The organism is Rhizobium sp. SEMIA 4085, assembly GCF_013004495.1.
Taxonomy (GTDB): Bacteria; Pseudomonadota; Alphaproteobacteria; order Rhizobiales; family Rhizobiaceae; genus Rhizobium; species Rhizobium gallicum.
In genome coordinates, this window is record NZ_JABEPH010000208.1 from 1 (window position 1) to 10,733 (window position 10,733).

Genomic DNA, 10,733 nt, shown 5'->3' on the forward strand with positions numbered 1-10,733 from the left:
TCTCCACCACCAGCGTGCACCACGGAGGCAATATGCCACCTCCAGACGCCGCCGTGTTAGCGGCACCGCGCGCGCTCTATCTAGCACCCCGCGCCCCCGTGCCGCCCCGCCTCAGTCTCTGCGTCGGGCCCCTCTCGTCGGGCAAAGCCACCGCCGATGTCATCCGCATTGCCGCGGGACAGAAGGAAGCGCCCAACCTCGTCGCCATGTTCGCCGATCCGGCTCGCCAGAAGATCTTCCATTATGGACGCTTTGATATCGCTGTGCTGTTCCATACCTTCGGCGTCACCACGGCGCCGGTCTTCTGCACCAAGATCGCATCGCGCCTGTGCCGCACCTATACGGATCGCCACGGCCTGAAGGACAATCTCAAGGAAATGCTGGACGTCGACATCTCCAAGGTGCAGCAGTCGTCGGACTGGGCAGCGGCGACCCTGTCGCCGGCGCAGCTCGAATATGCCGCCTCCGATGTGCTCTATCTGCATGCGTTGCGCGACAAGCTGACCGAGCGGCTGATCCGCGACGGCCGCATCGACCACGCAACCGCCTGCTTCGAATTCCTGCCGACCCGCGCCAAACTCGATCTGCTCGGCTGGGAAGAAGCGGATATCTTCGCCCATAGCTGACGTCCTTGAGGCCAAAAACATGCCTGCGGCGGCCGGGCGGGATTTCACCCCCGCCCGGCCGTTAGCGTTTCATTAACGAGACTTCGGTAAGATTACCGCTAATTTTTATGCATTCGACGGTGCGATGACGCGCCATGCGGACAGGAGGATCTGCGGGAGAATGCGAGGGGCCGGATGAGCGCGGTCCTCTTGTGATCTGCTTCCATCGTCACTTTGCGACAAAAGGAGCATGCCATGTTGACTCCGGTTCGTGCAGCGTCAAATGCAAGCCTTTCCTCCCACGGCCAAACTGCAGTGATCTCTGCCAACGGGCTCGGTCGTTCAGTCGTTGCGCCGACGCCTGTCCAGGCAGTCGAAGCCACAGACCTCAATTCAGCGATTGCCGGCAAGCTCAATATCCTTCTCGCAGCCGCTCGCGCGCGCATGTTCGACGTGTTGCTCGATGCCATCAATGCCGCCTCCCGCGCGCTGCCGCTGCCGCGCCGGGAATTGGAGAGCAATCTCGCTTTTGCATCGCGTCTCGCAGAAGCCATCCAGACGCTTCCGGCCGCCCGGATCAACGAGATTGAGACCCAGCTTGCAGGCGCCGGTCATACTCTGCCGCTGCGGTTGATTGCTGAGGCACTGAAGAACCCGGCCGGTCCGGAGGCCGCCCGTGTGATCGCCTATCTGGAAACGATCCGTCATAAGGATCGTGATCTGGCGGCCCGCGCCGTCGTTCGCTCCTATCGCCAGAACGATGCTTCGCCTCTGCGCCCGGAAGCGCGGCCAAACATCGCAATCCAGGAAGAGAAATTGCTGCCAATCGCAAAGGCGCAGCAATCGCCCGTACGGGAAGCTCAGGCCTCCCCGCCAACCCAGAGAGCGTTGCCGCTTGCGCCAGCTGTGCTCATTGCCGAATTGGCGGAGCAACCGGTCAAAATCGTCGAGGCGGCATTAGAAGAGCCTGCACGCGCAAAGGACAACCCTCTCGAATTCCGTGATGCAGTTGACCTGCAGGCCGAGGATCCGGTTTCGCTGGATACGCCGAAGTTGATCGACGAGCCAATAGACGTTGAAGCTCAGATCCCGGCGGTGCGCTCCGATCCTTCGGAGCCGGTTATTCCGAAAGTCTGGACCGGTGTTCTTGCCTCGATGACCGAAGAAGCTTCGGAGCTCATCGTTGCAATCATCGGCGAGCAGGACACGGCAACACTCCTCGACGATTTGGCAGAGGTGCCTGGAACAACCGAGAGGCCAGCCGGGGACATGGTGGCCGAGGCAGAACCGGCTCCGGCAGACATTTCCGAAGCCGCGGTCCCTGCGAAGCTGCAGCAGACAGTGGTGACTGCGCGGTTACCGGTTGCCGGACCCACACAGATCATCCATCAGCAGAAAGACATCGTGGCGCAGCCGCAGGTTCTTCCTGCCGATATTGCAGAGGCCGTGCAGAAGTCAGGTTTGCTGAAGCCAATTGATGGAATGCCATACGCCCAGCATCCTTACCAGTTCGCCAAGGACGGTGCCCAACGCCGCGACGGGGAAATGCATCGTCGCGACTACGAAGGAAGTGGCTCCGAGGGCGAGCAGCAGGCCAACACAGGCGGAGAGCGTCAGGAGCCAGAGGCTGAAGGCGAGCAACGAGCGGAAGGTGTCGCGCCGCAGGATCTGCCCGAGGTTGACGCCACAGCATCAGGAAATACCGTCGCCGATCCGGTTTACGCACTCTATCAGCGCATGGCCGGCTGGGAATAAGCAAACAAAAAACCCGCCGGATCGCTCCAGCGGGATCTTGATTTCAAAGGCTTAACGATTACTCGCCGCGGTTCTTCAGAGCCGCGCCAAGGATGTCGCCGAGCGAAGCGCCGCTATCGGATGAACCGAACTGAGCGACAGCTTCCTTCTCTTCTGCGATTTCCAGCGCCTTGATGGACAGCATGATCTTGCGGTCCTTCTTGGAGAAGTTGGTGACGCGGGCGTCAACAACCTGGCCAACCGAGAAGCGTTCCGGACGCTGTTCGTCGCGGTCGCGCGAGAGGTCTGCGCGGCGGATGAACGACGTGATGTCTTCGTGGTCGACGAGCTTCACTTCGATGCCGCCGTCGTTGACTGCGATGACCTCGCAGGAAACGACTGCATTCTTGCGCAGGTCGCCGGAAGCAGCTGCTTCGCCAACCGCATCCTTGCCGAGCTGCTTGATGCCGAGCGAGATCCGTTCCTTCTCGACGTCGACGTCGAGAACGACTGCCTTGACGACGTCACCCTTGTTGAACTCTTCGATGACCTGCTCGCCCGGACGGTTCCAGTCGAGGTCGGAGAGATGCACCATGCCGTCAACGTCGCCGTCGAGACCGATGAACAAGCCGAATTCGGTCTTGTTCTTGACTTCGCCTTCGACTTCAGTGCCGGCCGGATGATTGCGGGCGAATGCTGCCCACGGATTTTCCAGCGTCTGCTTGAGGCCGAGCGAAATACGGCGCTTGGACGGATCGACTTCGAGGACGACGACTTCGACTTCCTGGCTCGTGGACAGGATCTTGCCGGGGTGTACGTTCTTCTTGGTCCAGGACATTTCCGAGATGTGGATCAGGCCTTCGATGCCCGGCTCCAGCTCGACGAAGGCACCGTAGTCGGTGATGTTCGTGACTGTACCGGAAATCTTCTTGCCTTCCGGATACTTGGCCTGGATGCCATCCCACGGATCGCTTTCGAGCTGTTTCATGCCAAGCGAGATGCGGTGGGTTTCCTGGTTGATGCGGATGATCTGAACCTTGACCTGCTGGCCGATGTTCAGGATTTCCGACGGATGGTTCACACGGCGCCATGCCATGTCGGTGACGTGCAGCAGGCCGTCGATGCCGCCGAGGTCAACGAACGCACCGTAGTCGGTGATGTTCTTGACGACGCCGTCAACAACCTGGCCTTCTTCGAGGTTCTGAACGATTTCAGAGCGCTGCTCGGCACGGGACTCTTCCAGAACCGTACGGCGCGAAACCACGATGTTGCCGCGGCGCTTGTCCATCTTGAGGATTTCGAAGGGCTGCGGGTTGTGCATCAGCGGGGAAACGTCGCGGATCGGACGGATATCGACCTGAGAACGCGGCAGGAAGGCGATCGCACCGTCGAGGTCGACCGTGAAGCCGCCCTTGACCTGGTTGAAGATTACGCCTTCGACGCGCTCGCCGGCTTCGAACTTTGCTTCAAGCTTGATCCAGCTTTCCTCGCGGCGAGCCTTCTCGCGCGACAGAACCGCTTCGCCAAGCGCGTTTTCGATACGCTCGACATACACTTCAACTTCGTCGCCGACCTTCAGCGAACCATCCTTGGCTTTCGCGCCGAATTCCTTGAGCGCGATGCGGCCTTCGACCTTCAGGCCGACGTCGACAACGGCGACATCCTTTTCGATGCCGGTGACGATGCCCTTGGTGACATAGCCTTCAGCCAGATCGTTCTTGGCAAAGGACTCTTCGAGAAGGGCCGCGAAATCCTCGCGAGAGGGAGTAGCTACTGACATAAAATCTCCTGCGTGACCTTTGATACTGACAAGGCCCACGTATGCGCCGGTTGGTTCGTGTTAAACGGGCCTGAACCCAGTCCGCCTCCTTGCAAGGAAGCAATCCGGCGCTTGGACGGAATTTCAGGCTTTTAATAAAGCGCTTTCCGGCAAAAGCACGGAACGATCGCTCGAATTCAGTTATTTCGGCTCAATGCTGCGTCGATGATCGATTTCGCAGCTTGAAACGCGGCCTCTATACTCATTTCCGACGTATCAAGCAAGTGTGCTTCTTCCGCTGGTTTCAAGGGGCTGTCGGCCCGTCCCATATCGCGTTCGTCGCGTCGCTTCACGTCCTCGAAGATCGCATCGAAATCCGCCGTTCCTCCCTTGCCGATGATCTCTTCGTAGCGGCGCCTGGCGCGCACCTCCGGGGAAGCCGTCACATAAAGCTTCACCGGCGCATCCGGGCATACGACGGTGCCGATATCACGTCCGTCGATCACTGTTCCGGGAGCCTTCTCCGAAAACCGCCGCTGCGCCTCAACCAGCGCCCGGCGCACGGCCGGCATGACGGCAATCTTTGAGGCGGCTTCGCCGATCTCATGCTTTGCAAGTATATCGCGTTCGAGGTCGCCCAGTTCAACCTCGCGGGCCATCTTTTCGGCGACCTGCTCGTTATCGAGCGGCAGGCCGGCATCGAGCAACGCCTTCGCAGCCGCTCGATAAGTCAGACCAGTATCGAGATGATGAAAGCCGTACTCATCGGCGATCTGCCGCGAAAGGGTGCCCTTGCCCGCGGCTGCTGGTCCGTCGATGGCGATTGTAAATGTCTTGCTCAATGGTTTCCTTCCAGCCTGCCGTAGCGCTTCACAAGATCCAGTATCTCGGCCTCACCAGTCGTCCCGCCGACGCCTGCCGCCACGCATTCGCAATCTCCGGCTGGCCGGTTTTGGCTGACCTTCCACTTGCCTTCGATCGCCGCAATCTCGATTTCGACGCCGATGATGCCTTTCAGTTGCGCTCGGATAAAATCCTCAGGTGCATCGCAAACGATCCATGGATGGGCGCGGATTAGCTGGTGCGGTATCACCAGATCATCTTCCCTGAAATGGGGCGATTGATACATCTGTTTCTCGATGACTTATCGTTTCCGGCGCTACCTAACACAATGTTATTTGCCGGTCATCTGACGATCATTTCACCATACTGATTGCAGCGCGAAGTTTAGCTTTGACATCGTTGGCTGCAACGATTATGGGGACCGGCTTATAAATTCCGATGAAACGCCGGTTTGAACGGCATTTGCCGAATTTAGCATTCGGCCATTCTCACGAGGCTTATAGTGGCGAAAGCGGAACTTGGAACCAAGCGTACCGATCCGGAAACCGGCAAGAAGTTCTACGATCTGAACCGGGATCCGATTGTTTCTCCTTATACCGGAAAGTCCTACCCATTGTCCTTCTTCCAGGAAACCTCGGCCGCAGCAGCCGAGGTCGCCGAAGAAGACGAGGTTCAGGAAGTCGATACCGAAAACACCGAAGTCGAACTCGTATCGCTGGAAGACGCCGATGAAGGCGCATCCGGCGATGATATCCCGGATATCGGCGATGACGACGTCGAAATCGAAGGCGATGACGACGATACCTTCCTCGAAGCCGACGAAGACGATGAAGATGACGACATGAGCGACATCATCGGCGTCACCGGTGACGAAGACGAAGTCTGATCCTAAAGCGCGGCCCGGACGACAAAAAATCTCCGGGCCGGTTTTTTTGGCTTGCCATCTGCGAAAACCGCAAGTAAGAAGCCGCCACTCCGCCAGGCATATGCCACGGATTATCCCAGGACCGGCAAAATACCGGACCACCCTGATGGGGCTATAGCTCAGCTGGGAGAGCGCTTGCATGGCATGCAAGAGGTCAGCGGTTCGATCCCGCTTAGCTCCACCAAGATCTCCAGATTTCAAGTTTAATATAGGGCTTATCCCGATCGCACAGGTGTTAACAGCATCTAGCATTGGAGGATGACGTATCTCCCACGCTTCAGTATTTAAGCGGGATGAATGAGCGAAAGCCTGTTTCCGACGCGGCAAATGCCACAATCTCCGCCAACGTCAGGACGGCCGGAATGCGAGCGGAAGGCCCGATCGGTTTGCCCCCGTTGCGGGCGATCATTAGCGGTTGCCGCATGATCGAATTGGCGGAATTTTGCCGTACGCCTCCATAGGACGCGGCAAGCCATTTCCAAAGAGTTGATTTGACAACCTCCATGATCGCGCCGAGGTTGTTTTAGAAATCCTTAATATGCATTCTAACAAATTGGCTAGGGAGGACACAATGGAAGCCGTCAGTCGTAGAACCACGCTCGCACTCGGCCTTACAACGGCCGCAACGCCACTGATCGCCTGGGCGACGCCAGCAGCCGCCCAGACTTACGGCCCCGATGAGGGCGAGGAGATCGGACCCGGTGTCAGAGTTGTCGCGCTCGGCGAGCGGGCTTCGGTCATACCAGCTTATAAAATGGTGAAACTGCGGGATGTTGTTATCCAACCTGGGGCGAAGACGCCGGACGACATCATGAAGAACGACATGCTCTGCCATATGACTGAGGGACAACTTTCGGTCGTTCAGAACGAAAAAAAGTTCACGGTCAAGAAGGGCGATGTTTGGACCTGCGCTAATGCCGATACGACAGAAGGCACCCAGAACACGAGCAATTCGGTCGCGATCATGCGGGTCATCGATTTGATGACCGCATAAGGAGACGACGCGCGGAAGTGCGGCAACGGCGGCTCTAAGAGGGAGCCGAAGACGTCGTTGCCGCCATGTGGGCGATCTATAATGCAGGAATGTCCACTGTTGGCACCACCTGCACGTTCTGATCGATGAGACGTACGGCAGAAAGCTACCGAGGACTAAGCCGCTCGCGCGGCACTGGCGCCCGTGGTGAGGGTGCAGCAATGATCTGAACGCCGTGCATTTGTGGGTTTGCGATCCTGGCTCACGATTGGGGTCTTCTCAATCATCAGACAGGAGGTTCCCATGACGGAGGAGAGGACCACCCCGCTGCGCGAGCGGCTTAGTCCTCGGGCCGAATGCTGCCCTTTGCGCTGGTGGCGTTTGCTACCTCAGTCAGCCAGCGCTCTGGCTGATGCGAAATAGCTTGGCGAACTGATCCTGACCTTCGTTTGATTCCGCGCCCTCTCGGGCAGCCTGAGGACCGCTTCTCCCTCGACCTGGGAACGGACTTCCACTTCCTCTATATACTGCTAGAGGTCTCTACCTGTGCCAACGGGATAAGCCATTTTAATATTCGGTGCCGGTCGGCGCGGTGTCGTTTCCCAGGCGAACCATTCTAGCATCCGCCCCGCAGTCATAAAGCGGCTTGTCTCATACCGACCCTTGCCATGAACTGCCGTTCGGCATAGCTCTGCCCCAATGCCCCGAATCCGGATATTCGATGCCCCACAAGGTTTCCCTTTCCTCTCTGAAGCTGACCGACTTCCGTAACTACGCGGCGGCTTCGCTCGTGCTCGACGGGCGGCATGTCGTGCTGACGGGGGATAACGGTGCCGGCAAGACCAATCTGATGGAGGCGGTCTCCTTCCTCTCGCCTGGCCGCGGTCTTCGCCGTGCCACCTATGCAGATGTTACGCGGGTCGGGGCGCGCGCGGGGTTTTCGATCTTCGCCGAGCTTGACGGCATGGAAGGTGAGGTCGAAATCGGGACTGGCATCGATACTAGCGATGAAAATACCGGCCGCAAGCTGCGCATCAACGGCACGCCGGTAAAGACGGCCGACGAGCTGACGGATCATCTGCGCGTGCTCTGGCTGACGCCTGCCATGGATGGCCTTTTTGCCGGCGGATCTTCAGACCGGCGCCGCTTTCTCGACCGCCTCGTGCTGTCGCTCGATCCCGCACACGGTCGCCGCGCCACCGATTTCGAGCGCGCCATGCGCAGCCGCAACAAGCTCCTGGACGATGGCCGTTTCGATCCCTCCTGGCTCTCGGGCATCGAAGAGCAGATGGCAAGCCTCGGCATCGCCATGGCGCTTGCACGCGAGGAAATGCTCGGCCTGCTTGCCCGCCTGATAGACGAAACGCGCGAAACCTCGCCCTTCCCCTCCGCCACACTCGAGCTTTCCGGTTTCATGGATGGCCAGTTCGCGCGCCCTTCCGTAGACCTGGAAGATGAATATGCCGCGATCCTCGCTGAAAACCGCTATCGCGACGCCGGCGCCGGCCGCACGCTTGACGGCCCGCACCGTGCCGATCTGCTGGTCCGGCACCGCGAAAAGCAGATGGAGGCGGAGCGTTGCTCGACGGGCGAACAGAAGGCGCTGCTTGTCGGCCTGATCCTCGCCCATGCCAAGCTCGTCGCCAATCTTACCGGCCATGCGCCGGTTCTGCTTCTCGACGAAATCGCCGCCCATCTCGACGAGGCCCGCCGTGGCGCGCTCTTCGATCTCATCGATGCGCTTGGCGGCCAGGCTTTCATGACCGGCACCGATCGCTCGATGTTTTCTCTCCTCGGCGACCGCGCTCAATTCTTCACTGTTGCCGAGGGCCGGGTCTTCGAATGACGGATGCCGCTTTCCCCGCGCCTTCAGGCCATGATAGCATTGCGTCCATGGAACCTTTGAGCCCGGAAGAAATCGCAAGATATCAGCGTCATATTCTGCTGCCTGAGATCGGCGGGGCGGGTCAGCAAAGACTGAAGGCCGCGCGTGTGCTGGTAATCGGCGCGGGCGGGCTTGGCGCACCGGTTCTGCAATATCTGGCAGCTGCCGGGATCGGCACACTCGGCATTGCCGACGACGATCGCGTTTCGCTCTCCAATCTGCAGCGGCAGGTCATCCATGACTCCGGCACAATTGGCGAACTGAAGACGGAAAGCGCCGCCTTTGCAATCGCCCGGCTGAATCCGCATGTGAACATCATCCGCTTCGAAGAGCGCTTTTCGTCGGAGTCCGCCCGCCGCCATCTTTCTGGCTTCGATTTGCTGATCGATGCGTCGGACAATTTCGAGACGCGTTACGCCGCAGCCGATGCCGCTGAGAAAGCGGAAATTCCGCTCGTAAGCGGCGCTGTCGGCCGTTTCGACGGTTCCTTGACTGTGTTGAAACCTTACGAACGAGCCGAAGATGGCTCGCTCAATCCCGCCTATCGCGATCTTTTTCCGGAAATCCCGCCGGAGGGCCTCATTCCCGCCTGCGCCGAAACCGGCATCATCGGAGCATTGACCGGTGTCATCGGCACGCTGATGGCGATGGAGGCGATCAAGCTCATTACCGGCGCCGGCGAGCCGCTTATCGGCCGGTTGCTGCTCTACGATGCGCTGTCTGCCCGTTTCGACAGCGTCCGTTACAAGCGCCGCCGCGCGCAAGGGCCGAGCGTTTCATGAAGATCGTCCCGATCGATGAGAACTTTCACCGCTGGAGCGAGTTGCTGCAACTAATCCTCTCGTCCTTCGCCTATATGAATGGCCGCATCAATCCGCCGTCTTCGGCCTTGAGCCTGACACCGCAATCGCTTGCCGAGAAAACCCTAAACGAGATCGGCTACGTCGTGCTTGAAGACGAGGATCTGCTTGGCTGCATGTTCTTGAGGCCTGAGCCGGGATGTCTTTATCTCGGCAAGCTCGCGGTCGCGCCGGAGGCGCAGGGAAGGGGTATCGGCAGGCTGTTGCTGCAGGTAGCCGAGGCGGCTGCGAGAGAGCGCCTGTTATCTGCGCTGCGGCTCGATACGCGCATCGAATTGACCGGCAACCATTCAGTCTTTGCCGCCTGGGGCTTTGCAAAGACGGCCGAAAAATCTCATCCGGGTTTCGATCGGGTCACCTATATCGAAATGCGCAAGGTTCTCGCCGTTTAGCGGCCGGGCAGTACGCGGTTCGGCGGTCGGTGGCCGTCGATGAAGGCGCGTATGTTGATAATCACCTTGTCGCCCATATCGATGCGGCCTTCGATCGTCGCCGAACTCATGTGCGGCAGCAGCACCACCTTGCCCTCGTTCGCAAGTTTGACAAGCTTCGGGTTGACGGCAGGTTCGTTTTCGAAAACGTCGAGCCCGGCGCCCGCGATCTTCCCCTCTCTCAGGCATTTGATCAGGGCGCTCTCATCCACGACGTCACCGCGCGCCGTGTTGACGATATAGGCCGTCGGCTGCAGCAGCGCGAGGCGGCGAGCGGAAATCAAGTGAAAGGTTGCGGGCGTCGAAGGGCAATTGATGGATACGATGTCGACCCGTGCCAGCATCTGGTCGAGGCTTTCCCAATAAGTCGCCTCTAGTTCGTCCTCGGTCGCCGGGCTCACCCGCTTGCGGTTGTGATAGTGGATCGACAAGCCGAATGCCTTGGCGCGGCGCGCGACGGCCGTGCCTATCCGGCCCATGCCAACGATGCCGATGCGCTTGCCGTGAATGCGCCGGCCGAGCATCCAGGTCGGCGACCATCCGGCCCATTCGCCGGGCTTGTCGGTAAGCACCCGTGCACCTTCGCCGAGGCGCCGGGGCACGGCGAGGATCAGCGCCAGGGTCATGTCGGCCGTGTCCGCGGCCCGAACCTTCGGCTGGTGGGTCACGGGAATGCCGCGACGGGCTGCCGCCTCGGGCACGATGGGGACTGTGCCGT

The 10,733-nt window shown here is 59.6% G+C and carries 10 protein-coding genes, 1 tRNA gene and 1 pseudogene; 8 read left to right on the plus strand and 4 right to left on the minus strand.

Translation table 11 applies throughout. The features are described 5' to 3' along the window. Nucleotides 1-32 precede the first annotated feature (32 nt). Together C9413_RS19875 and C9413_RS19880 are read left to right on the plus strand one after the other, a co-directional pair. Nucleotides 33-626, plus strand: coding sequence for a ribonuclease D (locus tag C9413_RS19875; protein ID WP_170250800.1), 594 nt, complete (start codon nt 33-35; stop codon nt 624-626). A gap of 234 nt (nt 627-860) precedes the next feature. Next, complete coding sequence (locus C9413_RS19880) at nt 861-2,360, plus strand: hypothetical protein (protein ID WP_039843481.1); 1,500 nt, start codon at nt 861-863, stop codon at nt 2,358-2,360. Between the two features lie 58 nt (nt 2,361-2,418). Here the strand turns inward: C9413_RS19880 and rpsA are convergent, their stop codons facing one another. From rpsA to C9413_RS19895, 3 genes and pseudogenes are all read right to left on the minus strand, one after another. Further along, nucleotides 2,419-4,119 (minus strand): 30S ribosomal protein S1, encoded by a 1,701-nt coding sequence (rpsA, locus tag C9413_RS19885; RefSeq protein WP_022713201.1) that lies wholly within the window; start codon nt 4,117-4,119, stop codon nt 2,419-2,421. Nucleotides 4,120-4,295: 176 nt separating this feature from the next. Then, nucleotides 4,296-4,940, minus strand: coding sequence for a (d)CMP kinase (gene cmk / locus C9413_RS19890; protein ID WP_039843482.1), 645 nt, complete (start codon nt 4,938-4,940; stop codon nt 4,296-4,298). Continuing rightward, nucleotides 4,937-5,161, minus strand: a pseudogene (locus C9413_RS19895) (FMN-binding negative transcriptional regulator); the annotation flags it as partial. The gene cmk and the pseudogene C9413_RS19895, both read right to left, overlap by 4 nt. 282 nt (nt 5,162-5,443) lie before the next feature. On the opposite strand from C9413_RS19895, the gene C9413_RS19900 reads away from it, so the two are divergent. From C9413_RS19900 to C9413_RS19925, 6 genes are all read left to right on the plus strand, one after another. Continuing rightward, nucleotides 5,444-5,827 (plus strand): TIGR02300 family protein, encoded by a 384-nt coding sequence (locus C9413_RS19900; protein WP_039843483.1) that lies wholly within the window; start codon nt 5,444-5,446, stop codon nt 5,825-5,827. A gap of 147 nt (nt 5,828-5,974) precedes the next feature. Then, a tRNA-Ala gene (locus C9413_RS19905) sits at nt 5,975-6,050 on the plus strand. A 387-nt stretch (nt 6,051-6,437) separates the two neighbouring features. Next, nucleotides 6,438-6,860: a hypothetical protein gene (locus C9413_RS19910; RefSeq protein WP_039843485.1), complete on the plus strand. Its 423-nt coding sequence runs from the start codon at nt 6,438-6,440 to the stop codon at nt 6,858-6,860. 700 nt (nt 6,861-7,560) lie between these two features. Next, complete coding sequence (gene recF, locus C9413_RS19915) at nt 7,561-8,685, plus strand: DNA replication/repair protein RecF (protein ID WP_039843486.1); 1,125 nt, start codon at nt 7,561-7,563, stop codon at nt 8,683-8,685. Beyond that, complete coding sequence (locus C9413_RS19920; protein ID WP_039843487.1) at nt 8,682-9,506, plus strand: molybdopterin-synthase adenylyltransferase MoeB; 825 nt, start codon at nt 8,682-8,684, stop codon at nt 9,504-9,506. Before recF ends, C9413_RS19920 begins: the two co-directional genes overlap by 4 nt. Next, entirely contained in the window at nt 9,503-9,976 is a 474-nt protein-coding gene (locus C9413_RS19925; RefSeq protein ID WP_039843488.1) for a GNAT family N-acetyltransferase, read from the plus strand. Before C9413_RS19920 ends, C9413_RS19925 begins: the two co-directional genes overlap by 4 nt. Here the strand turns inward: C9413_RS19925 and C9413_RS19930 are convergent. After that, a partial coding sequence (locus C9413_RS19930; protein ID WP_170250801.1) for a D-glycerate dehydrogenase occupies nt 9,973-10,733 on the minus strand: 761 nt, incomplete at its 5' end. The genes C9413_RS19925 and C9413_RS19930 overlap by 4 nt on opposite strands.

What these genes read in the sequence shown, in the direction of transcription:
- C9413_RS19875 (WP_170250800.1), top strand. Translation starts at nt 33, where the DNA reads ATGCCACCTCCAGACGCCGCCGTGTTAGCGGCACCGCGCGCGCTCTAT.
- C9413_RS19880 (WP_039843481.1), top strand. Translation starts at nt 861, where the DNA reads ATGTTGACTCCGGTTCGTGCAGCGTCAAATGCAAGCCTTTCCTCCCAC.
- rpsA (WP_022713201.1), bottom strand. Translation starts at nt 4,119, where the DNA reads ATGTCAGTAGCTACTCCCTCTCGCGAGGATTTCGCGGCCCTTCTCGAA.
- C9413_RS19910 (WP_039843485.1), top strand. Translation starts at nt 6,438, where the DNA reads ATGGAAGCCGTCAGTCGTAGAACCACGCTCGCACTCGGCCTTACAACG.
- recF (WP_039843486.1), top strand. Translation starts at nt 7,561, where the DNA reads ATGCCCCACAAGGTTTCCCTTTCCTCTCTGAAGCTGACCGACTTCCGT.
- C9413_RS19920 (WP_039843487.1), top strand. Translation starts at nt 8,682, where the DNA reads ATGACGGATGCCGCTTTCCCCGCGCCTTCAGGCCATGATAGCATTGCG.
- C9413_RS19925 (WP_039843488.1), top strand. Translation starts at nt 9,503, where the DNA reads ATGAAGATCGTCCCGATCGATGAGAACTTTCACCGCTGGAGCGAGTTG.